Annotated in this window: 19 protein-coding genes; 10 read left to right on the forward strand and 9 right to left on the reverse strand. The window is 67.4% G+C overall.

What is annotated here, in order from left to right; translation table 11 throughout:
• Nucleotides 1-19 precede the first annotated feature (19 nt).
• Both DFR31_RS12400 and DFR31_RS12405 read left to right on the forward strand, forming a co-directional pair.
• A complete protein-coding gene (locus DFR31_RS12400) occupies nucleotides 20-2,812 on the forward strand; it encodes a ribonucleoside-diphosphate reductase subunit alpha (protein ID WP_121443010.1) in 2,793 nt (930 codons plus the stop codon).
• Nucleotides 2,784-3,938, forward strand: coding sequence for a ribonucleotide-diphosphate reductase subunit beta (locus DFR31_RS12405; protein ID WP_425452574.1), 1,155 nt, complete (start codon nucleotides 2,784-2,786; stop codon nucleotides 3,936-3,938). The genes DFR31_RS12400 and DFR31_RS12405 overlap by 29 nt, the downstream gene beginning before the upstream one ends.
• Here the strand turns inward: DFR31_RS12405 and DFR31_RS12410 are convergent.
• Nucleotides 3,935-4,861 carry a LysR family transcriptional regulator gene (locus tag DFR31_RS12410; protein WP_121443012.1) on the reverse strand — a complete coding sequence of 309 codons (927 nt, stop codon included), beginning with the start codon at nucleotides 4,859-4,861 and terminating at the stop codon, nucleotides 3,935-3,937. The genes DFR31_RS12405 and DFR31_RS12410 overlap by 4 nt on opposite strands.
• A gap of 97 nt (nucleotides 4,862-4,958) precedes the next feature.
• Between DFR31_RS12410 and metE the strand changes: the two genes are divergently transcribed.
• The 4 genes from metE (at nucleotide 4,959) to DFR31_RS12430 (ending at nucleotide 10,707) form a co-directional block, all read left to right on the forward strand.
• Nucleotides 4,959-7,277, forward strand: coding sequence for a 5-methyltetrahydropteroyltriglutamate--homocysteine S-methyltransferase (gene metE, locus DFR31_RS12415; protein ID WP_121443013.1), 2,319 nt, complete (start codon nucleotides 4,959-4,961; stop codon nucleotides 7,275-7,277).
• Nucleotides 7,278-7,513: 236 nt separating this feature from the next.
• Complete coding sequence (locus DFR31_RS12420) at nucleotides 7,514-8,137, forward strand: DUF1007 family protein (RefSeq protein ID WP_121443014.1); 624 nt, start codon at nucleotides 7,514-7,516, stop codon at nucleotides 8,135-8,137.
• A gap of 3 nt (nucleotides 8,138-8,140) precedes the next feature.
• Nucleotides 8,141-9,157 carry a nickel/cobalt transporter gene (locus DFR31_RS12425; RefSeq protein WP_211328307.1) on the forward strand — a complete coding sequence of 339 codons (1,017 nt, stop codon included), beginning with the start codon at nucleotides 8,141-8,143 and terminating at the stop codon, nucleotides 9,155-9,157.
• A 230-nt stretch (nucleotides 9,158-9,387) separates the two neighbouring features.
• Complete coding sequence (locus DFR31_RS12430; RefSeq protein WP_121443015.1) at nucleotides 9,388-10,707, forward strand: short-chain fatty acid transporter; 1,320 nt, start codon at nucleotides 9,388-9,390, stop codon at nucleotides 10,705-10,707.
• A 44-nt stretch (nucleotides 10,708-10,751) separates the two neighbouring features.
• Here the strand turns inward: DFR31_RS12430 and DFR31_RS12435 are convergent, their stop codons facing one another.
• The 7 genes from DFR31_RS12435 to DFR31_RS12465 form a co-directional block, all read right to left on the reverse strand.
• Nucleotides 10,752-11,225, reverse strand: a complete 474-nt coding sequence (locus DFR31_RS12435) for a universal stress protein (RefSeq protein WP_121443016.1) — start codon at nucleotides 11,223-11,225, stop codon at nucleotides 10,752-10,754.
• A gap of 132 nt (nucleotides 11,226-11,357) precedes the next feature.
• On the reverse strand, nucleotides 11,358-13,313 hold the full coding sequence (locus tag DFR31_RS12440) for an acetoacetate--CoA ligase (protein WP_121443017.1): 1,956 nt from the start codon (nucleotides 13,311-13,313) through the stop codon (nucleotides 11,358-11,360).
• Nucleotides 13,314-13,335: 22 nt separating this feature from the next.
• Nucleotides 13,336-14,118 (reverse strand): 3-hydroxybutyrate dehydrogenase, encoded by a 783-nt coding sequence (locus DFR31_RS12445; RefSeq protein WP_121443096.1) that lies wholly within the window; start codon nucleotides 14,116-14,118, stop codon nucleotides 13,336-13,338.
• Between the two features lie 13 nt (nucleotides 14,119-14,131).
• On the reverse strand, nucleotides 14,132-14,572 hold the full coding sequence (locus tag DFR31_RS12450) for a universal stress protein (protein WP_121443018.1): 441 nt from the start codon (nucleotides 14,570-14,572) through the stop codon (nucleotides 14,132-14,134).
• Nucleotides 14,573-14,603: 31 nt separating this feature from the next.
• On the reverse strand, nucleotides 14,604-15,992 hold the full coding sequence (locus tag DFR31_RS12455; RefSeq protein ID WP_121443019.1) for a GntP family permease: 1,389 nt from the start codon (nucleotides 15,990-15,992) through the stop codon (nucleotides 14,604-14,606).
• 272 nt (nucleotides 15,993-16,264) lie between these two features.
• Nucleotides 16,265-17,725, reverse strand: a complete 1,461-nt coding sequence (locus DFR31_RS12460; protein WP_121443020.1) for a sigma-54 interaction domain-containing protein — start codon at nucleotides 17,723-17,725, stop codon at nucleotides 16,265-16,267.
• A gap of 86 nt (nucleotides 17,726-17,811) precedes the next feature.
• On the reverse strand, nucleotides 17,812-18,381 hold the full coding sequence (locus tag DFR31_RS12465) for a superoxide dismutase family protein (RefSeq protein ID WP_211328309.1): 570 nt from the start codon (nucleotides 18,379-18,381) through the stop codon (nucleotides 17,812-17,814).
• Between the two features lie 176 nt (nucleotides 18,382-18,557).
• Between DFR31_RS12465 and DFR31_RS12470 the strand changes: the two genes are divergently transcribed.
• The 3 genes from DFR31_RS12470 (at nucleotide 18,558) to fadJ (ending at nucleotide 22,975) form a co-directional block, all read left to right on the forward strand.
• On the forward strand, nucleotides 18,558-19,385 hold the full coding sequence (locus tag DFR31_RS12470) for an SDR family oxidoreductase (protein WP_121443021.1): 828 nt from the start codon (nucleotides 18,558-18,560) through the stop codon (nucleotides 19,383-19,385).
• A 126-nt stretch (nucleotides 19,386-19,511) separates the two neighbouring features.
• Complete coding sequence (gene fadI / locus DFR31_RS12475) at nucleotides 19,512-20,828, forward strand: acetyl-CoA C-acyltransferase FadI (protein ID WP_121443022.1); 1,317 nt, start codon at nucleotides 19,512-19,514, stop codon at nucleotides 20,826-20,828.
• A complete protein-coding gene (gene fadJ, locus DFR31_RS12480; RefSeq protein WP_121443023.1) occupies nucleotides 20,825-22,975 on the forward strand; it encodes a fatty acid oxidation complex subunit alpha FadJ in 2,151 nt (716 codons plus the stop codon). Before fadI ends, fadJ begins: the two co-directional genes overlap by 4 nt.
• A gap of 80 nt (nucleotides 22,976-23,055) precedes the next feature.
• On the opposite strand, the gene DFR31_RS12485 is transcribed toward fadJ, so the two are convergent.
• On the reverse strand, nucleotides 23,056-23,583 hold the full coding sequence (locus tag DFR31_RS12485; protein WP_121443024.1) for a thioesterase family protein: 528 nt from the start codon (nucleotides 23,581-23,583) through the stop codon (nucleotides 23,056-23,058).
• A gap of 251 nt (nucleotides 23,584-23,834) precedes the next feature.
• Between DFR31_RS12485 and DFR31_RS12490 the strand changes: the two genes are divergently transcribed.
• Nucleotides 23,835-25,178 carry an OmpP1/FadL family transporter gene (locus DFR31_RS12490; protein ID WP_121443025.1) on the forward strand — a complete coding sequence of 448 codons (1,344 nt, stop codon included), beginning with the start codon at nucleotides 23,835-23,837 and terminating at the stop codon, nucleotides 25,176-25,178.
• Nucleotides 25,179-25,184 lie beyond the last annotated feature (6 nt).

The following is a 25,184-nucleotide window of genomic DNA, read 5'->3' on the forward strand; positions in this document are numbered from 1 at the left end:
GACGAGCAGGAGGAATCCCATGTCCGCCAAGGCTGCCGAGGCCGCACCAACGGCCCAGAGCAACACCCAGCAAGTCATCCGCCGCAACGGCGCACTGACCGCCTTCAACCCTGACAAGATCCAGCTGGCCATGAAGAAGGCCTTCCTGGCCGTGGAAGGCGAACAGACCGCTGACGCCGCCCGCATCCAGCAGGTCACCGCCGACCTCACCGCGCAGGTGGTCCAGGCCCTGACCCGGCGCCCCACCGCCACCCCGATCCATATCGAGGATATCCAGGACCAGGTGGAGCTGGCACTGATGCGCGCCGGCGAACACAAGGTGGCCCGGGCCTACGTGCTGTACCGCGAGGAACACGCCCGCAAGCGTCGGGAGGAGCAGGCTGCCGCCCAGGACACGCCCACCCTGCACATGACCCGCGCCGACGGCGAAGAGGCGCCGCTGGACGAGTCCATGCTGCAGCGGTTGCTCGCCCATGCCTGCGAAGGGCTCGCCGACACCGAGCCGCAGCGGGTGGCGCGGGAGGCCTGGCGCAACCTCTACGACGGGGTCACCGAACAGGAGGTGCACAAGGCGCTGATCCTCAGTGCCCGCAGCCTGATCGAACGGGAGCCGGCCTACGGCTTCGTGGCCGCCAGGCTTTTGCAACACCAACTGAACGGCGAGGCGCTGCACTTTCTGGGCCGGCCCTACGCCGGCGAACCGGGGTGCGATCCTGGCTATGCGGATTACTTTACCGACTATATCCGGCGCGGGGTCGAGCTGGAACTGCTCGACGAGCAGCTACTGGACTTCGATCTGGCCCAGCTGGCCGAGGCCCTACGCCCGGAGCGCGACCTGCAGTTCAACTACCTGGGCCTGCAGACCCTGTATGACCGCTACCTGCAGCACTGGGACGGCACCCGCTTCGAGCTGCCCCAGGCCTTCTTCATGCGCGTGGCCATGGGCCTCGCCCTGCAGGAGCCGGAGCGCGAGGCGCGTGCCATCGAATTCTACCGGCTGCTCTCCAGCTTCGATTTCATGAGCTCCACGCCCACGCTGTTCAACAGCGGCACCCGGCGTCCGCAGCTCTCCAGCTGCTACCTGACTACCGTGCCCGACGACCTGGGCGGTATCTACGGCGCCATCCGCGACAACGCCCTGCTGTCCAAGTTTGCCGGCGGCCTGGGCAACGACTGGACCCGGGTGCGGGCCATGGGCGCCCACATCAAGGGCACCAACGGCCGCTCCCAGGGCGTGGTGCCCTTCCTCAAGGTGGCCAGCGACACCGCCGTGGCGGTGAACCAGGGGGGCAAGCGCAAGGGTGCGGTCTGCGCCTACCTGGAGACCTGGCACCTGGACGTGGAGGAGTTCCTGGAGCTGCGCAAGAACACCGGCGACGACCGCCGCCGCACCCACGACATGAACACCGCTCACTGGGTGCCGGACCTGTTCATGCAGCGGGCGGAGGCCGACGCCGACTGGACCCTCTTCTCGCCGGACGATGCCTCCCACCTGCACGACCTCTACGGCCCGGCGTTCAAGGCGGCCTACGAGGAGTTGGAGGCCCGGGCCGCGCGTGGTGAGATCCGCAATTACAAGGTGGTCTCCGCCAAACAGCTCTGGCGGCGCATGCTGGGCATGCTGTTCGAGACCGGCCACCCCTGGATCACCTTCAAGGACCCGTCGAACCTGCGCTCGCCGCAGCAGCACGCCGGCGTGGTGCACAGCTCCAACCTGTGCACGGAGATCACCCTGAACACGTCGGACGAGGAGATCGCCGTCTGCAACCTGGGCTCGGTGAACCTGGCCGCCCACACCACCGCCGAGGGCATCGATCACGAGCGCCTGCGCAACACGGTCCGCACGGCCATGCGCATGCTGGATAACGTCATCGATATCAACTACTACAGCGTGCCCCAGGCCCGGCAGTCCAACCTGCGCCACCGACCGGTGGGGCTGGGGGTGATGGGCTTCCAGGATGCGCTTTACGCCCAGGACCTGCCGTACGCCAGCGACGAGGCGGTCGCCTTCGCCGACCGCAGCCAGGAGGCGATCAGCTACTACGCCATCGAGGCCTCGGCGGACCTGGCCCGCGAGCGCGGCACGTACGGCAGCTTCGAGGGCTCGTTGTGGCACCAGGGTGAGCTGCCCATCGACTCGATCCGGCGCGTGGCGCAGAGCCGGGACGGCGATTGCACCATGGACACGCAATCCACCCTGGACTGGGACGCCTTGCGGAAGAAAGTGCGCGGCGGCATGCGCAACTCCAACTGCCTGGCGATCGCCCCCACGGCCACCATCGCCAATATCGTCGGTGTCTCCCAGGGCATCGAGCCGGCGTTCAAGAACCTCTATGTGAAATCCAACCTGTCCGGGGAGTTCACGGTGGTGAATCCGGCCCTGGTCCGCGCGCTGAAGGCGCACGGGTTGTGGGATGCGGTGATGGTCAACGACCTGAAGTACTACGACGGCAGCGTGCAGCCCATTGGCCGTGTGCCGGATGAAATGAAGCAACGCTTTGCCACCGCCTTCGAGCTGGACTCGGAGTGGCTGGTCCAGGCCGGCAGCCGGCGGCAGAAGTGGCTGGACCAGTCCCAGTCGCTGAACCTCTACATGGCGGAACCCTCGGGGCCGAAGCTGGACGCCCTCTATCGCCAGGCCTGGCGCTCGGGGCTGAAGACCACCTACTACCTGCGCAGCACCGGGGCCACCCAGGTGGAGAAGAGCACCATGGACCCGGCGCGGGCGAACCGGTTGAACGCGGTGAGCGCGGCGCCGGGGGGTGGACAGAGTTGCTCGGTGGATGATCCGGAGTGTGAGGCCTGCCAGTAATGCCTGGCCGTATGCACGGCTGCTGATTCAACAGCGAGAACCCAAGGAGAGCACCATGCAAAACCAGAACACCGCCGCCACCGGCCTGGAGGCCATTGAAGCGGGCGCCCACCGCGTCAGCGTGGATGAAAAGCGCATGATCAACTGCCGCGCCGACGTGAACCAGCTGCTGCCCCTCAAGTACGAATGGGCCTGGGACAAGTACCTGGCCGGCTGCAACAACCACTGGATGCCCACTGAAGTGCCCATGGGCGCCGACATCGCCCTCTGGCGCCGCCCCGATGGTCTCACCGCCGACGAACGGCTGATGATCAAACGCAATCTGGGCTTCTTCGCCACCAGCGAGTCCCTGGTCGCCAACAACATCGTGCTGGCCATCTACCGCCACATCACCAACCCCGAGTGTCGCCAGTACCTGCTGCGCCAGGCCTTCGAGGAGGCCATCCACACCCACACCTTCCAGTACATCGTCGAGAGCCTCGACCTGGACGAAGGGGAGCTGTTCAACATGTACCGTGAGGTGCCCAGCATCACCGACAAGGCTGCGTGGGCGCTGAAATACACCCAGAACCTGGAGAGCGGCCAGTTCGACACCAGCACCCCGGAGGGCGCCCAAGGCTTCCTGCGCGACCTGGTGGCCTTCTACGTGGTCTTCGAAGGCATGTGGTTCTACACCGGCTTTGCCCAGATCCTCTCCCTGGGCCGGCAGAACAAGATGACCGGCATCGCCGAGATGTACCAGTACATCCTGCGCGATGAGTCCATCCACCTGAACTTCGGCATCGACGTGATCAACCAGATCCGCCACGAGAACCCGGACCTGTGGACCAGCGACTTCGAACAGGAGGTGCTCACCATGCTGCGCGAGGCCACCGAGCTGGAGGTGGCCTACGCCCGCGACACCATGCCCCGCGGCATGCTCGGGCTCAACGCCGACATGTGCGAGGAGTACATGCACTTCATCACCAACCGCCGCTGTGCCCAGTTGGGCCTGACCGAGCTCTACCCCGGGGCCACCAACCCCTTCCCCTGGATGAGCGAGGTGATGGACCTTCAGAAGGAGAAAAACTTCTTCGAGACCCGGGTCACCGACTACCGCACCGGGGGCGCCCTGCAGTGGGACTAGACTGACGCGGGCCGAATGCCGCTCAGCACCCGAAAGGCGGTCTCGCGGGCAGTGCGCAGAAAGTCCGCCATCCAGGGGAGGTGGCCATCCTCCTCCCGGGTGGCGGCGTACAACGTGCGCCAGACACCCTCCTCGCCCAGGCTCAGGGCACAGACGTAGTCCTGCTCCAGGTACTCGGCCAGCGCCCAGTTGGGCATCCCGCAAACCCCGCGACCACTGGCCACCAATGGCATCATCAGCACGGCCATGGCGGCGGTGCGCACCCGGTGGGGGCGCACGCCGGCCGGGTCCAGGAACTGGGTGAAAATATCCTGCCGGGCGTGCTCCACCGGATAGGTGATCAATGTCTCCTCGGCCAGCTCCTGCGGGGCGATCCAGTCCCGGCCGGCCCAACGGTGGCTGCGGCCCACGGCCAGCAGCGACTGGTAGCGGAACAGCGGCTCATAGTGGACGCCGGTCAGCGGCTTCGGGTCGGCGGTGACCACCAGGTCCAGCTGCTCGTCCCCCAGCGCCGGCAGCGCGTCGAACTGGTGGCCCTCTGGTATATCGATCTCCACCTCCGGCCACTGGCGGTGGTACTGGTCCAGGGTGGGGAGCAGCCACTGAAAGCAGCTGTGGCACTCAATGGACAGGTGCAGTCGCCCCGGCCGTACCCCGCTCATGCGCATCAGCTCCTGCTCGGTAGCCCGCAGTCGGGGCAGCACCTCATCGGCCAGGTCCAGCAGCCGCTGGCCGGCGGGGGTAAAGCGTACCGGGCGGCTCTTGCGCCGGAACAGCGTCTGGCCCAGGCGGGCCTCCAACTCCTTGACCTGGTGCGACAGCGCGGACTGGGTCAGGTGCAGTCGGGCCGCCGCCGCGCTCAGCGAACCGGTATCGCGCACCGTGGCCAAGGTGCGCAGGTGGCGCAGCTCCAGCTTATTCATGAGAAACACTCATCACTCAGTTGAAAAAAACGCGATTGATTCATGATACCCCAGCGCGGAAACTGCCGCGAATCATTCAACACTGACGGAGGTTTTCATGAGCACCACTCATGTACTGGGGTATCCGCGCATCGGGGCCCGCCGGGAGCTGAAACGCGCCACGGAGGCGTACTGGAAGGGCGAAATCGACCAGGCAGAACTGGAACGTACCGGCCGTGAGCTCCGCGCCCGGCACTGGCAGGCACAACGGGACGCGGGCCTGGACTGGGTGACGGTGGGCGACTTCGCCTTCTACGACCATGTGCTCAACGTCAGCGCCCTGCTCGGTGCCATCCCCCCGCGCTTCGGCGATGCGGGCGAGATGGTGGACCTGGACACCACTTTCCGCATGGCCCGGGGCCGGGCACCCACCGGTGAGCCGGCAGCCGCCTGCGAGATGACCAAGTACTTCGACACCAATTACCACTACCTGGTCCCCGAACTGCACGCCGAACAGCGCTTCCGGCTGGCCTCCCGGCAGCTGTTCGACGAGGTGGCCGAGGCCCGGGCCGCCGGGCACCCGGTCAAGGTCGTGCTGACCGGTCCCCTCACCTGGCTGTGGCTGGGCAAGGCCAAGTCACCGGGGCTGGACCGCCTGCAGCTGTTGGACGGCGTAGTGGATGTCTACGGCGAGATCCTCCAGCAGCTGGGTGAACAGGGAGTGGAATGGGTGCAGCTGGACGAGCCGGCGCTGGTGCAGGACCTGCCCGCCGACTGGCAACAGGCCTACGAACGCGCTTATCACCGGCTGCAGGCCGGCCCGGTCAAGCTGCTGCTGGCCACCTATTTCGGGGGCTTGGGCGAGAACCTCTCCACCGCCATGGGGCTGCCGGTGGACGGGGTCCACATCGACTGCGTGCGCGATCCCGACCAGCTCACCGCCGTGCTCGACCGGCTGCTGCCGCACAAGGTCCTGTCGCTGGGGGTCATCGACGGGCGCAACGTCTGGCGCAGTGACCTGGCCGCGTTGGCCCGGGCGTTGGCCCCGGTGCGCGAGCGGCTGGGAGAGCGCCTCTGGCTGGCGCCATCCTGCTCGCTGCTGCACGTGCCCGTGGACCTCGACCTGGAAACCGATCTGGAACCGCAGCTGAGGCGCTGGCTGGCCTTCGCCCGCCAGAAGCTCGACGAGCTCGTCGTGCTGGGCCGGCTGCTGGCTGACCGCTCCGGTGCCGCGGACGAACAGGCGGTGGCGGAAGCGAGCGCCGCGCTGGCCGACCGCCAGGCCTCGACGCGCATCCACAAGGACGAGGTGGCGGAACGCCTTCAGCGGGTGGGGCCGGCCGATCGCCAGCGCCGGCAACCCTACCCGGAACGGGCCCGCAAACAGCGCGAACGCCTGTCACTGCCGTTGTTCCCCACCACCACCATCGGCTCCTTTCCGCAAACGGCGGAGATTCGCGCGGCACGCCGCGACCTCAAGGCCGGCCGGTTTACGCCCGAGGCCTACGAGGCACGCATGCGCGAGGAGATCGCCTTTGCCGTGGCACGCCAGGAGGAAATCGGGCTGGACGTGCTGGTCCACGGCGAGCCCGAGCGCAACGACATGGTGGAGTACTTCGGCGAACAGCTCGACGGGTTCGCCTTCACCCGCGCCGGCTGGGTGCAGAGTTACGGCTCCCGCTGCGTCAAGCCGCCCATCATCTATGGGGATGTCAGCCGCCCGCGGCCGATGACGGTGCGCTGGAGCGAATACGCCCAATCGCTCACCGGACGGCCCATGAAGGGCATGCTCACCGGGCCGGTCACCGTGCTGCAGTGGTCGTTCGTGCGCGATGACCAGCCTCGTTCCGAGACTTGCCGACAGATCGCCCTGGCGCTGCGCGACGAGGTGGCGGACCTGGAGGCGGCGGGGATCCCGGCCATCCAGATCGACGAGCCGGCCCTGCGCGAGGGCCTTCCGCTGCAGCAACGGCAGTGGCCGGGCTACCTGGACTGGGCGGTGGACTGCTTCCGCCTGACCGCCTCGGTGGCAACAGAGGCGACCCAGATCCACACCCATATGTGTTACTCGGAGTTCAACGACATCATTGGCGCCATCGCCGCGCTGGATGCGGACGTGATCACCATCGAGACGTCCCGCTCCGACATGGAGCTGCTGGAGGTGTTCGAGGACTTCGAATACCCGAACGAGATCGGCCCCGGGGTGTACGACATCCACTCGCCGAACACCCCGTCGGTGGACTGGATGGTGCAGCTGATGGAGAAGGCCGCCCGGCGCATCCCGGTGGAGCGGCTATGGGTCAACCCCGACTGCGGGCTGAAGACCCGTTCCTGGGCGGAAGTGGAACCGGCACTGCAGAACATGGTGGCGGCCGCGGAGATACTGCGCGAGCGCTACGGCCAGGCGCAGACCCGGCTGGCAGCCCAAGGCCGCTGACCCTTCCGGGATGACGACACGTGGGGTGGCGGGGGCAGCGCCACCCCCGCCACCTTGGTGCTCCCGACCACCCACCCGGCCCCTTGCGCCCTCGCACATCGTTACTGTATAACATTTGCCGTCCGCCCGGCCGAACCACCCAGCGGGAACCTTCTGCCGTTTCGGGGCCTCTCTCAACAGTAGGCTCCCCAGAACGGCAACCACAGGACGACACCGTGCACCGAACCGGACTCCTTATGCTCTTGCTGCTACCCGCAACGGCGCTGAGCCACCCCCACGCCTGGATCGATCTGCACGTGGACGTGGATATCGACGACAGCCAAAACGTGCACACCCTCACCCAGACCTGGGTGTTCGATCCGGTCTACACCATGCTGCTGCTGGAGGAATATGAGCGCGCCCTGCCTGGCGCCGACCAGACCCGGCAGCTGGAGGCGCTGCGCGACCGCATGATGGAAAGCATGGCCGATTACGACCACATGACCGAGGTCCGGCTGGACCAACAACCACTGGAAATCGCCGGCGCGGAGGAGACCCGAATCAAGATCAAGGATGACGAGGCCCTCAAGCTGCGCTTCACCCTCAAACTCGACGAGCCCGCCCCACTGACGGAAGGCTCCCTCAGCTACCGGATATTCGACCCCACCTATTACATCGAGATGCTGCACCCCGGCGAAGAGGCGGTCCGCCTGAAGGGCACGGCCGAGGACTGCCGGGTGCAGATCATCGAGCCCCGACCCAACGCCGCTCATCTGGCCCAGGCCGCCGCGGTAGACCTGGGCGGCAGTGCCGATGGTCTGGGGCGGCATTTCGCCCAGTGGGTGGAGATCGACTGCTCACGCTCCGGGGAGGACGACTGACGCATGTCCCACCACCGCCCGCTGATGCCGCTGGTCGCGGGGCTGCTGCTCGCCCTGCTCGTGCTTGCCACGCCCGCTGGCGCCTCCCCGCTGGGACCGGATGCACTCGGCGAGCCGGAGGGCCCGACGGAGCAGGAGCAGGAGAAGGAGGCAGCGGAGGAATCCATCGGCGCTGCAGGCACCGCGGTGGGCTGGCTGCTCAGTACCCAGCGAGACCTGCACCGGGCCTTGACCACCGGTGTCCGGGAGCTGCGAAACGACAACTCTCTGGCCAACGGGGCCTGGCTGGTCCTGATCAGTTTTGTCTACGGTGTCTTCCACGCAGCCGGGCCCGGTCACGGCAAGGCGGTGATCTCCACCTACCTGCTCACCCACCGCACGGCGTTGCGGCGCGGCATCCTGCTCTCCTTTGCCTCCAGCCTGCTGCAGGCCATCACCGCCATCCTGCTGGTCTTCGGGTTGGTGGTGGTCGCCGGCCTGCTCAGCCGGGATGCCATGCAGCAGGTGGCCACCGTTGAGCTGGTGAGTTTCGGCCTGGTGGCCGCACTGGGCGCCCTGCTCTGCCTGCGCGCCGGACGCACACTGCTGCGCCGGTGTTCACAGGGCCACGCCCACCACCACGGCTGCAGTTGCGGCCACAGCCACCACGTTGACCCCGAGGCCGTGCAGGGGCATGGCGGCCGCTGGCCGGTGGTCGCCACCATTCTGAGCGTGGGGGCCCGCCCCTGCACCGGTGCGGTGCTGATCCTGGTGGCCGCCAACCTAATGGGGCTGTGGACCGCCGGCATCCTCGCCGTGCTGGCCATGGCGCTGGGCACCGCGCTCACGGTCTCGGCCCTGGCCGTGCTCGCCGTTCGCGCTCGCGGCTGGGCCTCGGCCCTGCTCAACCGGGGAGGCGGTGGACTGCTGGCCGGCGCCGGGGACTGGGTCGCGCTGGCCGGCGGCCTGATCATCCTGCTGCTGGGCACGGCCCTGTTCGTCGCTGCCCTGGGGACCACCCCGGCAATCTACCGGCTCTGAGCCAATGGCCGGCAAGCCCGTCGCAACGCCCTTATGCGACACCCGCACCCGCGACAGGGCACATCGACACTGCTTTAACGGAAACACCGAAACGCGCTACAGTTCATGAAAGGTGCATCAAAAAGCACTGCAGGCGCCGCGTACAACCAAGAGCAGGCATCCAGCCGGCCCAAATCATGACACCAAACAACCGGGGCCGGTAACAACCAGCAAGGGGGGGAGACACCGCCATGTTCCAGCGTGTTACCAACGGTTCCGTGCGTCTAGTCGAGCGATACCTGCCCGATCCCTACATCTTCGTGCTGCTCCTGACCCTGGTGGTGTTCGCCGCCGGCGTCGGCTTCGAGCGGCAGACACCGGCCGACATGGTGCAGTACTGGGGGGACGGCTTCTGGAACCTGCTGGAATTCGGCATGCAGATGGTCCTGGTGCTGGTCACTGGCTTCGTACTGGCCAGTACCCCGCTGTTCCGAACCATCCTGCAGGCACTGGCGCGCCTGGCGAGGAGCCCCGGGCAGGCGATCATCCTGGTGACCGTGGTGTCCATGGCCGCGGCCTGGATCAACTGGGGCTTCGGTCTGGTCATCGGCGCGCTGTTCGCCCGGCAACTGGCGCAGGTGGTGCCGCGGGTGGACTACCGGCTGCTAATCGCCAGCGCCTATACCGGGTTTCTGGTCTGGCACGGCGGGCTGGCCAGCTCCATCGGGCTGGTCATCGCCACGGAGGGCCACTTCGCCGAGGACCAGATCGGCGTCATCTCCACCGCCGAGACCATCTTTTCCAGCTTCAACCTGCTGCTGGTGCTGGCCATGTTCATCGTCATCCCGGTGGTCAACCGGCTGATGATGCCGCCGGAGGACAAGACGGTCACCGTCGACCCGGACCGGCTGGCGCGGGAGGAGGCCCTGCCTCCGCTGAAGGATGAACGGCCGGCGGACAAGCTGGAGAACAGCGTCGTCCTGGCCCAGGCGGTGGGCATCATGGGGCTGGTCTTCCTGGCGTACTACTTCATCGTCAACAGCGGCACCCTGAACCTGAACATCGTCAACTTCCTGTTCCTGATGCTCGGGATCATGCTGCACGGCCGGCCGTCACGCTTTCTCGCCACCATGCAGGAGGCCATAAAAGGTGCCGGGGGCATCGTCATCCAGTTCCCCTTCTACGCCGGCATCATGGCGATGATGATCGATTCCGGCCTGGCGCAGAGCCTGTCGAACTTCTTCGTCTCCATCTCCAACCCGGTGACCTTCCCGCTGTTCACCTTCCTGTCCGCGGGTATCGTGAACATCTTCGTGCCCTCCGGCGGCGGGCAGTGGGCGGTGCAGGCACCGATCATGCTGGAGGCCGGCGCCCAACTGGGGGTTGATCCGGCCCGCACCGCCATGGCGGTGGCCTGGGGGGATGCGTGGACCAACATGATCCAGCCCTTCTGGGCGCTGCCCGCCCTGGCTATCGCCGGGCTGAAGGCCAAGGACATCATGGGCTACTGCCTGATCGTGCTGGCCGTCTCCGGCGTGATCATGGGCCTGGGGTTGATGTTCTTCCCGTGACCCACAGCACCCGCTGAGACACGCACCCGCGCCCGGCCCCTGGCTCAGTTCACCAGGGTGACCGGGCAGGGCGCCTGGTGCACCACCCGGTGGGAAACGCTGCCCAGCAGCAGTTCCTGGGCCCGGTTACGACCGCTCCGACCAATAACCAGCATGCAGCCTTCGGTCTCCCGGGCGTGCCGCACGATAGCGGTGGCCGGGTCGCCCTCCAGCATCATCTCCTCCACCTCGACCTTGCCCTCATCCACTTGCTCACGGGCGGCGGCGAACACCTCCCGGGCCTTCTCCTCCGCCACCTTGGCGAAGGCCTGTTCGTTGTAGTGGCTGTGGCTCCCGGCCAGCATTTCCGAGATGAGCGAAGGACTCTCCGGCAAGTCTGACGGCCGCCGGTAGGTGGCGTGCAGCAGACGCAGGGTAGCGCCGAGGGCGGCCGCCACCTCGGCGGCGTGGTCGAGCGCCCGGAGCGAACAGGCGGAGCCGTCTACGGGTACCAGAATGGTCTTGATGGATTGCGACATGGACAGCGCCCCTCCTGGCGTGGATAAAAACCAACCCCGTCACTCGTAATGACAACGGTGACACGGGGGTAAGCATAGCCGAAGAGGCGGGGCGCAGTCCGGCCGGACTGCGCCCAAGAGCAGAGAGGGAGGTCACAGCCTCGCAGCGATGGCGTCCAGCGCCTCGGGGTTGCTGAGCGCGGCCCGGTTTCCCGGCTCGCGCCCCTGCAGCATGCGGGCGACGGCGATCTCCACCTTCTTGCCGCTGCGGGTGTAGGGGATGTCCGGCACCTCCACGATGCGGCCCGGCACATGGCGGGGACTGGCGTTCTCCTTGATCGAGCGCTTGATCCGCTGCACCAGTTCATCGGTTAGTGGTTCGCCCTCGGCCATCACCACCAGCAGCAGCACCCGCACGTCACCGTCCACCGGCTCGCCCACCACCAGGCTGTCCGCCACCTCGGGCACCTGCTCCACCTGGCGGTAGATCTCCGCGGTGCCGATCCGCACCCCGCCCGGGTTGAGCGTGGCGTCGGAGCGGCCGTAGATCACGGCCCCACCGCGCTCGGTGAAGCGCACGTAGTCGCCGTGGGCCCAGACCCCGGGGAAGGTGTCGAAGTAGGCGCCCTTGTAGCGACGCTTGTCCGGGTCGTTCCAGAACTGCACCGGCATGGCCGGGAAGGGCTGACGCACCACCAGTTCACCCCGGCCGCGGCCCGCATCCTGGCCGTCATCGTCGTAGGCGGCGGCGTCCACGCCCAGCAGCCGGCACTGGATCTCGCCCCGGCGCACCGGCAGGTTGGGCGTGCCACCGACAAAGCAGCCGCAGATGTCGGTGCCGCCGGAGATAGAGGCCAGCAGCACGTTGCGCTTCACCTCGCCGTAGACCCAGTCGTAGTCCTCGGGCAGCAGCGGCGAGCCGGTGGAGAAGATCACCCGCAGGGCAGAGAGATCGTGCGCCTCACCCGGTGCCAGCCCCTTCTTGCGACAGCCGCCCAGGAACTTGGCGCTGGTGCCGAAGTGGGTGATGCCCTCGCGCTCGGCCAGGTCCCAGCAGACATCCAGGTTGGGGTACCCGGGCGAGCCCTCAAAGAGCACCAGCCGCGCCCCGGTCACTAGCCCCGAGGCCAGCCAGTTCCACATCATCCAGCCGCAGGTGGTGAAGTAGAAGAAGGTATCCCCGGGCTTGAGATCGGCGTGCAGCATCAGCTCCTTGCTGTGGTTGAGCAGCATCCCGCCCGCCCCGTGCACGATGCACTTGGGCACCCCGGTGGTGCCCGAGGAGTAGAGGATATAGACCGGGTGGTCCGCCGGCAGCTGCTCGAAGACCGGGCGGGCGCCGGCGTGGGCGGCCAAGGCCTCGTCCCAGGGGGTGAAGGGCTCGCCTTCCGGGTGACCGACATCGGGCAGCAGCGGGATGCTGAGCACCGCCGCCAGTCCGGGCAGGCGCTCGGCCAGCTCGGCGTTTTGCTCCAGGCGCGGGAAGGGCTTGCCGTTGTAGCTGTAACCGTTCACCGCCAGCAGTACCTTGGGCTCGATCTGGCTGAAACGGTCCAGCACGCCGGAGACGCCGAAATCGGGCGAGGCGGAGCTCCAGATGGCCCCCAGCCCGGTGGCCGCCAGCATGCCGATGAGCGCATGCTCGGTGTTGCCCACCACGCCGGCCACCCGGTCGCCCGGGCCCACGCCCTGGGCGCGCAGGAAGCCCTGCAACGCGGCCACCTGCTCCAGCAGTTCACCGCGGCTCAGGCGCACCGGCGCGCCGGACTCGGACACCGCCAGCAGCGCCTCGGCCGAGGCGTCCCCATGCAGGGCATGGCGCAGCAGGTTCTCGGCAAAGTTCAGCCGCGCACCGGGGAACCACTCAGCGCCCGGCATCTCCCGGCGCCCAAGCACCCGGTCATAGGGCCGGCTGGCGATTACCCCGGTGTAGTCCCAGATGCTCGCCCAGAAGCGCTCCAGGTCCTCGATGGACCACGCGTGCAGGGCGTGATAATCCTCGAACCGGCCGTAACCCTCGGCGGCCAACCAGTCGATGTAATGGGCGATATTGCTCTGCTGCAGCTCGGCCTCGCCCGGCTGCCAGAGTATTTCGTTCTGTTCGCTCATTCGCTCCTCCAATCCGTGGTGTTCAGTGCATGTGCCAGCCATGGCTGACCACGAAGGCCTGCCCGGTCAACCCGTTGCCGGGGAAGGCCGCCAGGTGGGTGGCCAGCTCGGAGACCTCTTCCAGGCTGGTGAATTCACCATCCACGGTATTCTTAAGCATAACCTTGCTGATGACTTCTTCTTCGCTGATCCCCAGCTCCCGCGCCTGCTGCGGGATCTGGCGGTCGACGAGCGGGGTGCGGACGAATCCGGGGCAGATGATGTTGGCACTCACGCCATGCTCCGCTCCCTCCTTGGCCACCGCCCGGCACAGGCCCAGCAGCCCGTGCTTGGCCGCCACGTAGGGCGCCTTCAGCGGCGAGGCCTCCATGGAGTGCACCGACCCCATGTAGATGATGCGCCCGCCTTCCGGCTGGCGGTACATCTGGCGCAGCGCCGCCCGCGTCAGCAGGAAGCCCCCGTCCAGGTGTACCGCCATCACCTTGCGCCAGTCCGCCAGTGCCAGTTCGTCCAGCGGGTCGATATGCTGAATGCCTGCGTTGGACAGGACCACGTCCAGCCGGCCGTGCCGGCGGGCGATCTCCGCCACCCCGGCGTCCACCGCCTGCTCATCGGTCACATCCATGGCCAGGCCGGTGGCGTGCCCGCCCTCGGCGCGGATCTCTTCCGCGGACGCCTCGCACGCCTCGGCATTCAGGTCGGCCACCACCACGGTGGCGCCCTCCTGTGCGTACTGCCGGGCAATGGCCAGGCCAATACCCCCTGCAGCCCCGGTCACCAGGGCCACCTTGTCTTGCATGCGCATGTCCATTCCTCCCTCAGCCCTGCTCTTCGGGAACCCGCACGGCGAGCATGTCGCAGCGGGTGTAATGCAGCAGATCATCGGTGGTGGTGTTCAGGAACCGCCCCAGACCGCCCCGGGCGTGGTTCCCCATCACGATCAGATCCACGCCGTGCTCGACGGCGGCATGGTCGATGGCACGGGGCACGGCCTGGGCCACCTCCACCCAGTGTTCGTGCTGCTCCACGCCGAGTTGCCGGGCCAGGCTTTGCAGCGCCTGCTGCTGGCGTTCCACCCACTGGCGGCTGTCGGCGCTCATGCTCCCCGCCTCACCGCCGCTGCCGAGGTCGCGGTTGCGCAGGACGTGCAGCAGGCTGAAGCGGGCGCCCAGCGCCTTGGCCAGGTCCACGGCCTTGCGGCCCGCCGGCAGCGCCTCGTCGGTCAGGTCGGTGGCGAACAGTACGTGCTTGTAGCTCATGACATTTCTCCAGATTGTTCCGCAGGGGCGCTCAGAAGGAGCCGAAGACCGTGCCCAGGGTGATGACAGTCACCAGGGCGGCCACCGGGATGACCAGCGCCACCATGAAGATGTCGGGGTAGGACTGTTTGTGGGTCAGGCGACAGATGCTCAACAGGGTGATGATCGCGCCGCAGTGGGGCAGTGTGTCCAGCGAGCCCGCCGCCAGGGTGGTGACCCGGTGCAGCAGCTCGGGGTCGATCCCCATGTCGGTGGCCATCTCCAGGTATTTGTCACCCATGGTGGAGAGGGCGATGCTCATGCCCCCGGACGACGAACCGGTGATGCCGGCCAGCACATTCACGACCAATGCCTGAGATATCAGCGGGTTGTCCGGCGAAACGCCCATCATGAAGTCGCGAATCACGACGAAGGCGGTCAGCGAGGCGATCACCGCCCCGTAACCCACCTCGGAGGCGGTATTGAAGATGGGCAGCAAGGAGTTCATGCACCCTCGGTTGATGGCCTCGCGGGTGTCCTGCAACCGCTGCCAGTTCAATCCGATGGTGGCCCCGATGGCGATGGCCAGGGAGATGATAATGGCCCAGATACCGCGCACGTCGTCGATACTGACGCCACCGAACTGGTCATCGGACAGGTACCCGGTATCCCACATGGGGATGAACACGCGGGCAAAGAGCAGGTTGAACACCACCACCAGAACGATGGGAATCAGCGCCACGATGATCGGCGGCAGGCTTCGGTTGTCTTCCTCCACCGGATCTTCGTCAGGATGGTGCCCGTATCCCTCACCGCGGCCCTTGGCCGCGCTGGCGCGCCGGGTGAGCCACAGGGTCCCGCCCGCCATCATGATCAGGCCGGCGATGATGCCCAGCCCGGGCGCGGCGAAAACGTCGGTGCCGAAGTAGCCGGTGGGGATGGCGTTCTGGATGGCGGGCGTGCCCGGCAGTGCGGTCATGGTGAAGGTGAAGGCACCCAGCGCGATCGCCCCGGGGATGAGCCGCTTGGGAATGTCCGCCTCCTTGAACAGGGCAGCGGCGATCGGGTAGACCGCAAAGGCCACCACGAACAGCGAGACGCCGCCGTAGGTCAGCACCCCGCAGGCCAGCACGATGGCCAGCACGGCACGCTGGGCGCCCAGGTACCCGGTGATGGTCCGGGCGATGGACTGGGCCGCACCCGATGCGTCCATCAGCTTGCCGAAGATGGCCCCCAGCAGAAATATGGGGAAGAACTGGATGACAAAATCACCCAGCGCCTGCATGAAGACCTGGGTGTAGCTCGCCAGCAACGGCGCCTCGCCGCTGATGATCACCGCCAACGAGGCCATGATCGGCGCCAGGAACAGCACCGAGTAGCCGCGGTAGGCGAAGAACATCAGCAAGGCGAGGGACAATACGATCCCGATAATGCCCTGCATGGGACTCCTCCTGCATGTCGTTTTGGTTTAATCCATCCCGCCGCCGGCTTTGCGCTCTTGTGTGGCGACGGTGGCCGGGTCTGTGCCCGGCTGGGGAGGGCCAGGAGCAAAGGGAGTGCCAGCTCATTCTCCGGGCAGAAAATTAACCCGTTAAACAGGCAGTTGCGAGGCATACCCGGGAGCGGGTGGGGCCTCGCGGCAGGCTGAGCCCGCGGCCAGGTGTCCGGTTTTACGGACATATTGCGCAGAACAGCCAGATAAGTGTCCGTAAATCAGGACAGCATGTCCTGTCCGCCGGACAACTGCCGGAACTTTTCGTAGAACACCGACCGGGAGATCCCCAGCAGCCGGGCGGCCGCCGAGCGATTGCCCCCGGTGGCCTCCAGCGCCTGTGCCAGGGCCTTCGCCTCCGCCTCGCGCAGGGTCTCGGCCAGGGGGCGCACCGCGGGCCGGGCGCCCGCCGGCCGTTGCGCGTTGCGTATCGCGGCCGGTAGCAGATCTGCCAGGTCGGTGGCCTCCAGGCGCGGCTTGGGCACCAGGGTCACTGCCCGCTCGAGGATATTGCGCAATTCACGGATATTGCCCGGCCAGTGGTAACCGTTGAGCAGCGCCAGGGCGTCTTCGCTCAGCGACCGACGCGCCCCGTCTTCGGCGAGTTCGGTGAGGATCGACTCGCACAACGGCGCCACGTCCTCCAGCCGCTCCGAGAGCGGCGGCACCCGGATCTCCACCACGTTAAGGCGGTAGTAGAGGTCGGGACGGAAGTCGCCGGCCTCGACCATGGCCCGCAGGTCCCGCGAGGTGGCGGCGATCACCCGCACGTCCACCCGATGGATGTTGTCGGAGCCGACCGACTCCACCTCCCGCTCCTGCAGCGCCCGCAACAGTTTGGCCTGCAGGTGCAGCGGCATATCCCCCACTTCGTCCAGGAACAGGGTCCCGCCGTTGGCCAGCTGGAACTTACCCGGCCGGTGCTCACGCGAGGCCCCGGTGTAGGCCCCGGGTGCCACGCCGAAAAACTCCGCCTCCAGCAAGTTCTCTGGAATGGCCGCAACGCTTACGCCGACGAAGGGCTGGTCGGCGCGGTTGGACATGCCGTGGATGGCCTGGGCCAGGATCTCCTTGCCGGTGCCCGTCTCGCCCAGCAGCAGCACCGGGGTATTGCGCTCCGCCGCCAGCCGGGCCTTGCGCTTGATCTCCAGCACCGGGGGGCTGATGCCGACGAAATGGGACAGATCGTAGCGTACCCGCCGCTTGGCCAGCGCCCGCTGGGCCCGGGCCAGGTCCTGCTGCAGGCGCCTAAACTTCGCCACCAGGGGGGTCAGTGGCTGCAGGTGGTCGTAGAGCACGAAGCCGACCGCCCCCTGCACCTGGTCCCCCTCGCCCAGCACGGGCAGGCGGGTGACCACCAGCGACTGGTCCCGCAACTGCATGATGTCCAGGAGGATAGGCCGGCCACTGCGCACCACTTCGCGCAACTGGCTCTGCGGGATGACCGACTCCACCGGCTGCCCCACGGCGGCCTCCGGGTCCGTCAGCCCCAGGAGTTCGGCGTAGCGGTCGTTGATCCACAGCACCCGCGCGTCGCGATCCACCACGATGGCGCCGGCACTGGCCTCTTCGAAAAAACGGAACAGCGAGCGGGTGGCCTGGCGGACGATGCGCTCGATCTCCGCCTGACCGGCAGCGGGCCCCGTCGAGGGCCGTTCAGAGGACGTCTCCGGTGTCGTCATGGCCCCACTTTAGCCAAGCGAAGGGGCAGACACCAGTTCGCCCCGACAGACCGAACCGGCCTGTCGGGGCCATTCACCGCATGGGCTCAATCGCCCTTGATCACCCCGCAGGCAATGCGCGCCCCGGCCCCGCCGATGGGCTGGGTCATGTGGTCGTCCGGGTTCTCGTGGATAACCAGCGCGGCGCCGTCATCGTCGAGCATCTGCCCACCCACCGCGCCGTCCAGCGAGGCCAGCATGGTGAACAGTTCCGCGTTGACGGTGCCGTCCTCCTGCACGTAGATGTTGGTCAGATCACCCGCGTCCGGTCCCTCCGGGTTCATGAGCCCGTGCTTCTTGTCGTCCGGGTTCAGGTGCCCGCCGGAATCCATGAAGCCGTGATCGTGGTCGTCGCAATCACCGGTCTCGTGGATATGGATGGCACGGAAACCGGGCCCCTCCATCCCCGATAACTCCAACCGGATCAGCGTACCGTGCGGCCCCTGGGTGAATTCCGCAGTGCCGATGGATTCGCCATCATTGTCGAACATTTCCGCGGTGGCGGTGGGCAGCTCCTCGTCGTGGCCCCCGGCCTGGGCCATACCCAGCGTCAGCAGGCCGCAGGCCGCCACCGCCGCACCGGCTACCCAGCAGTTGTTTTTCGTTTTAGGAATCATGGTGTCGCTCTCCTCCCGTGGTGTTATCGCAATCCGTTTTCTCGCATTGCTACAGAAGGCATAGGCAAGAACCACCGCTCCCGCAAGGCGTTGCAGCGCCGCTTGCCCAGTCAATCAAACGACTGTTAGAGTCCAGGCAGAACAATCAGAACCCTCGGAACGGATGGAGACACACCATGAGCCTGCACCGACGCACCCTGTTCATCACCGGCGCCAGCCGGGGAGTGGGCCTGGCCATCGCCCTGCGCGCCGCCCGTGACGGGGCCAACATCGCCATCGCCGCCATGACCGACCAACCCCACCCGAAGCTGCCCGGCACTATCCACACCGCCGCAAAGGCCATTGAACAGGCCGGCGGCCGCGCCCTGCCCCTGGTGGTGGACATCCGCGACGAGGGGCAGGTGGCGGCGGCGGTCGAGCGCACCGCCGAGCACTTCGGCGGCATCGATATCCTGGTCAACAACGCCAGCGCCATCCGGCTGAGCGGCACGCTCGACACGGCGATCAAGCACTTCGACCTGATGCACCAGGTGAATGCCCGGGGCACGTTCCTCTGCACCCGCACCTGCCTGCCCCATCTGCTGCAGGCGGACAACCCCCACGTGCTCACCCTGTCACCGCCGCTGAACCTCAAGTCGGAGCACTTCGGCCCCCACCTGGCCTACAGCCTGGCCAAGTTCGGGATGAGCCTCTGCACCCTGGGCCTGGCCGAGGAGTTTCGCGACCGCGGGGTCGCCTTCAACTCGCTCTGGCCACGCACGCTGCTGGACACCGCTGCCGTGCGCAATCTACTGGGTGGTGAGGCCATGGCCCGAAGGGCTCGCCGTCCGGAGATCATGGCCGACGCCGCCCACATGGTGCTCACACGCCCGGCGCGGGAACAGACCGGGCAGTTCCTGATCGACGAGGCGGTATTACGGGAGGCCGGCGTCACCGATTTCAGCCGCTACCGGGGGGACCCGGACCTGCCCGAATCAGCCCTGCAGGACGACCTGTTCCTGTAGGCAGGGCCGCCGTGGCAAGGCAACCTACAGCGGCTAGAGTTGAGGTCAACGGCATCTAAAACAAACGTTTTGACAACAACCCGGCACCGGTGCCACCCGGTGCGCCACCGGGAGGAGACCGCGTACATGAACCCGAGACACAACCCCGTGCCCAACCGGCGCGGTGAGCGCGTGGCCATCGTCGCCGGCCTGCGCACACCCTTTGCCCGGCAGTTCACCGCCTACCGCGACCTGTCGGCCATCGACCTGGGCATCCTGGTGACCGCCGAACTGATGGCGCGACTGGACCTGGACCCGGCGCTGGTGGAGCGGGTGGTCTACGGCCAGGTAGGCATCCTGCCCCAGGCTCCCAACATCGCCCGAGAGGTGGTGCTGGGCGCTGGCCTTCCGGCGGGCACCGATGCCTACAGCGTCTCCCGCGCCTGTGCCACGAGCTTCCAGTCCACCGCTGAGGTGGCCGCTGCGATCGCCAACGGCGAGATCGAGATTGGCCTGGCCGGTGGTGCCGACTCCACCTCGGTGCTGCCGCTGCAGCTCAGCCGGCCGCTGGCCCGGGCCCTAATCCACGCCAGCAAGGCCCGCTCGCTGCGGGAAAGACTGCGCTATTTCCGGGGCGTCCGCCCGCGCCATTTCATCCCCAGGCCACCGGCGGTGAAGGATTACACCACCGGCCTGGGGATGGGGGATATCGCCGAGCAGATGGCCAAGAACCACGGCATCGACCGCGAGGCCCAGGACCGGTTCGCCCTCGACTCCCACCGCAAGGCCCACCAGGCGTGGGAGGAGGGACAACTGGCCGACGAGGTGATGCCGGCCATTGTCCCGCCCTACAAGGAGGCGCTGGCGCAGGACAACAACATCCGCGGCGACAGCAGCCTGGAGCAGCTCGCCCGGCTGCGCCCGGCCTTCGACCGGCGCCACGGCACGGTGACCGCCGCCAACTCGACGCCGCTTACCGACGGCGCCAGCACCCTGCTGCTGATGCGCGAGGACCGGGCCCGGGCCCTGGGCCATACCCCACTGGGCACCCTGCGCAGCTGGGCCTTCACCGCCATCGACCCCTTCAACGATGGCCTGATGGGACCCTCCTACGCCACCCCGCTGGCGCTGGACCGGGCCGGCGCAACCCTGGACGACATGGCACTGGTGGACATGCACGAGGCCTTCGCCGCGCAGTCGCTGGCCAATCTCAAACAATGGCCCAGCCGCCGTTTTGCCCGCGAGAACCTCGGGCGGGACGCCCCCATCGGTGAGGTGGACCCGGAGCGCTTCAACGTCCTGGGGGGGTCCATCGCCTACGGCCACCCCTTCGCCGCCACCGGCGGCCGGATGATCGTACAAACCCTGAATGAACTGCGCCGGCGCGGCGGGGGCCTTGCCCTGACCACCGCCTGCGCCGCCGGCGGCCTGGGCGCCGCGATGGTTTTGGAGGTGGACGAATGAACACGCACCCAGAGACGGCACAAGAGAACCCGCCGGAGCGAGGAACCGCCTTTGATCTCGTCCTCGGCGATGACGGGATCGCCGTGATCACAGTGGATGTGCCCGGCGAGCGCATGAACGTGCTCAAGGGCGAGATGGTGCGCGAGGCCAACGCCCTGCTCGACACCCTGGACGAGCAGCCCGCGCTGCGAGGCGTGATCTTCACCAGCGGCAAGGCGGACAATTTCATCGCCGGGGCCGACGTGCACATGCTGGCCGCCTGCGAGACCGCCGAGGCCGCCCGCGAACTGGCACGGGCCGGACAGCGGCTGTTCGACCGGCTGGAGGCCTTTGCGAAACCGGTGGTGGCCGCCATCCACGGCACCTGCCTGGGCGGCGGCCTGGAGCTGGCGCTGGCCTGCCACGGCCGGGTGGCCACCGACCACCCGGCAACGCGCCTCGGCCTGCCCGAGGTGCAACTGGGCCTGTTGCCCGGCAGCGGCGGCACCCAGCGCCTGCCCGACCGGGTGGGGCTGCCGCTGGCCCTGGACCTGATGCTCACCGGCCGCCAGCTGCGCGCCCGCCAGGCGCGGAAGCGGGGACTAGTGGACGACCTGGTGGCCCCGCCCATCCTGCTGGGCGCCGCCCGCGAGCTGATCCATGAGCTGGCCGGGCAGCGCCGCCAGCGGCCGAAGCGGCCGCTGGCCACCCGGTTGCTGGAGAACAACCCGCTGGGCCGGCGACTGGTCTACCGCCAGTCCGAGCGCACGGTGCAGGCCAAGACCCACGGCAACTACCCGGCCCCGCCGCGCATCATCGACGCCGTGCGCGCCGGCCGGGAGCGGGGCCGCCAGGTTGGACTGGAGACCGAGGGCCGCCACTTCGGTGAACTGGCGATGACCCCCGAGGCGCAGGCGTTGATGGGGCTCTATTTCGCCACCACGGCGCTCAAAAAGGACAGCGGCACCGATGCCGGCGCCGACCCCCGTCCGGTGCGACGGGTGGGTGTGCTCGGCGCCGGCCTGATGGGGGCCGGGATCGCCTACGTGACCAGCGCCAAGGCAGAGACCCCGGTGCGCCTCAAGGACATCGCCCTGGAGGGTCTGAACAGCGGCATGCGCCATATCAACGGCGAGATCCACGCCCGAAAAAAGCGCGGGGCACTGACCGACTTCGAGGCCACGCGCCAGCGCACCCGCGTCACCCCCGCCCTGGATTACCGCGGCTTCACGGCCCTGGACGTGGTGATCGAGGCGGTGTTCGAAGACCTGGAACTTAAGCACCGGATGCTGGCCGACGTGGAGGCCCACGGCCCCGAACACGTGATTTTCGCCAGCAATACCTCGTCCCTACCCATCAGCGAGATCGCCGCCGGGGCGCAGCGGCCGGAGCGGGTCATCGGCATGCACTACTTCTCGCCGGTGGAGAAAATGCCCCTGCTGGAGGTGATCGCCACCAACCGGACCGCCCCGGAGGTCATCGCCACCACCGTCGCCCTGGGCCGGGCCCAGGGCAAGTCGGTAATCGTGGTGCGCGACGGCGCCGGGTTCTACGTCAACCGCATCCTCGCCCCCTACCTCAACGAGGCCTGCCGGCTGCTGCAGGAAGGGGTGGCGATAGACCATATCGACCGCACGCTGGTGCGGTTCGGCTTCCCGGTGGGTCCCTTCGCCCTGCTGGACGAGGTGGGGCTGGACGTCACCGAGAAGGTGGCGCCCATCCTGCACCGGGCCTTCGGCGAGCGCATGACCCCGGTGGACGTGGGCGAGCGGATGCTGGCCGACGGCCGCAAGGGGCGCAAAAGCGGCAAGGGGTTCTACCGTTACGACCGCAAGCGCGGCAAGGGCGGGCGCCCTGTGGACGAGGGGGTCTACCGACTGCTGGGGGTCACACCTCACGCCGAGCTGTCGGCGGAGGAGATCATTGACCGCACTGTGTTGCCCATGATCAACGAGGCGGTGCGCTGCCGGGATGAGGGCATCATCCGCTGCGAGCGGGACGGGGATATCGGCGCGGTCTTCGGCATCGGCTTCCCGCCCTTCCGCGGGGGGCCCTTCCACTACCTGCACCGGTGCGGCGAGGGCAACGTGGCCGCGCGCCTGCAGGCCCTGGCCGAGGCCCACGGCCCGCGCTTCACCCCGGCACCCTCGCTCCAGGGGCAAGGCTGACCACCAGTCACGGTGGATCGCCACGGGCCTGTGGGCCCTCGCGATGACGGGTGGGGTGCGCAACCACGGCTTGCAGGGCCTCAATCCAGGCCAGAGAGGTGCCCTTCGAAGGCCTGCCAGTCCGCAATGGCGGCGGGCACCGGGGGGGCCTCCGGCTCATGCCCGAGCACACGGGCGAAGACCTCCGCCGGTGCCACGTGCCCGCCCTTGCGGCGGATCACCCCCTTCACCAACCCGATGGCCACCGTGCGCCCGTCGCGCACGAAGCGCTGCTCCACGTAGAACCACTTGTCGTCCCACCAGAGCATGCGGCTCCGCAACTCAAACCGCTGAAAGGGCAGCAGCGAACGGCGCCAGCGCACCATGGACGAGGCGATCACCGGCATCCAGCGCTCCCGCACCACCACCCGGCCCAGCCCGCTGCGCAGCATCAGGTCGATCCGCCCCAGATCCATCAGGGTGAGGAAGCGGCCGTTGTTCATGTGCCGGTTCAGGTCCAGATCGAAGGGCCAGACCCGCATCCGCACCACGGACTGGTCCAATGCCCCCAGCCGGGGCCGGAAGCGGGCCATCAGACTGAGCCACAGCAGGCGGAAATACAGGTTCATCGAGCGGCCTCCTCAGACTTTCAAACGAACGTATCAAACCATAACCCGAACCGCTGTTTGAAACGAAGGCTTGCCTTTCCGGCCGCCCGAGATGCTGCAAACGCACAAAATAAATCGCCCGAATCAGCAGCTTGATTCGTTTCAAACGCTTGAATGGTGGCCCTACCCTGCCTAAGCTGAAACCAGGTCGTCAAACGATCGATTAGAACGACCGAACAACAAGAGTTACATAAAAGCATGGAGGAGAACTTATGAGCCATTTCCCCAGAGCCAGGACACTGGCCGTTGCACTGCCTTGCGCCCTCGCCCTGGGCAGCGTCTCGGGCACTGCCACCGGGGCCGCCTTCGCCCTGAAGGAGCAGAGCGCCACCGCGCTGGGCAACGCCTTCGCCGGCGCCACCGCCGGCGCAGAGGACATCACCTACAGCTTCTTCAACCCCGCCGCCCTGGCCTGGGGCTCGGGTACCGAGGTCGCCCTGGTGGGCAGCTACATCCTGCCCAAGTTCGAGTACGAGTCGGACGAGCCAGCGCCCTACCCCGGCGCCAACCGGAGCAAAAGCGAGGAGGCGGCTTTCGTGCCGGTGGGCTACGCCGCCTGGAATCTGCGGGACGATATCCGCATGGGCATCGGCGTGACCGTGCCCTACGGGCTGGAGACCGACTACGACAGCGACTGGGTTGGCCGCTACGACGCCATCAACACCGACCTGATGACCGTGGACATCAACCCGAGCATCGCCTGGCGGGTGAATGAGCAGATCGCCGTGGCGGCTGGGGTCTCGGCGCAGTACGCCGACGCCAGCCTCAGCAGTGCTGTGCCGGCATTCGACTTGGCTACCGAGTCGGCCAGTCTGGACCCGGCGAGAGATGGGGAGTTGGACGTAGAGGGTGACAACTGGGCCTACGGCTTCAACCTTGGCGCCCTATTCGAACCCGTTGAGGGCACGCGAATCGGCGTGGCCTATCGCTCCCGCATCACCCATGATCTCAGTGGTGACGCCGATTTTTCCGCTCCCGAAGATGCCGCCCCGGGGATGGAACGCCAGGACCAGAGCGTCGGTGGGGAAGCGAAGCTTCGGCTCCCGGAAACGCTCAGTATCGGCATTCACCAGGACCTGAATGAGCGCTGGGCCGTTATGGCCGATGCCACCTGGACCCGCTGGAGCCGCTTCGAGGATCTCACCGTCACCTTCGACGACCCGCTGCTGCTGGGCGGCCCGGAGGGCGTGCCCAACGCTGCCGCCGACGAGTCCTCGGACGAGTACAGCTGGAACGACACCTGGTTCGTCGCCCTCGGCGCCACCTACCGCCCCAACGAACAGTGGGCCCTGCGGGCGGGGGTTGCCTACGACGAGAGCCCCGTCAGCAGCTGCTGCCGCACCCCGCGCATCCCGGACGAGGACCGCACCTGGCTGGCCTTCGGTGCCACCTTCGAGCCCAGTGACCGGGTAAAGCTGGACTTCGGCTACACCTACATCTGGCTCAAGGACGCGGACATCGAACTCAACCACGAGAACGATAACCTGCCGACGGTGGAAGGCGAGTACGAGAGCTCCGTCCAAATCCTCACCGCTTCCTTCAACTACCGGTTCTGATCACCT

Source organism: Alkalispirillum mobile (genome assembly GCF_003664325.1).
Lineage (GTDB): Bacteria > Pseudomonadota > Gammaproteobacteria > Nitrococcales > Halorhodospiraceae > Alkalilimnicola > Alkalilimnicola mobilis.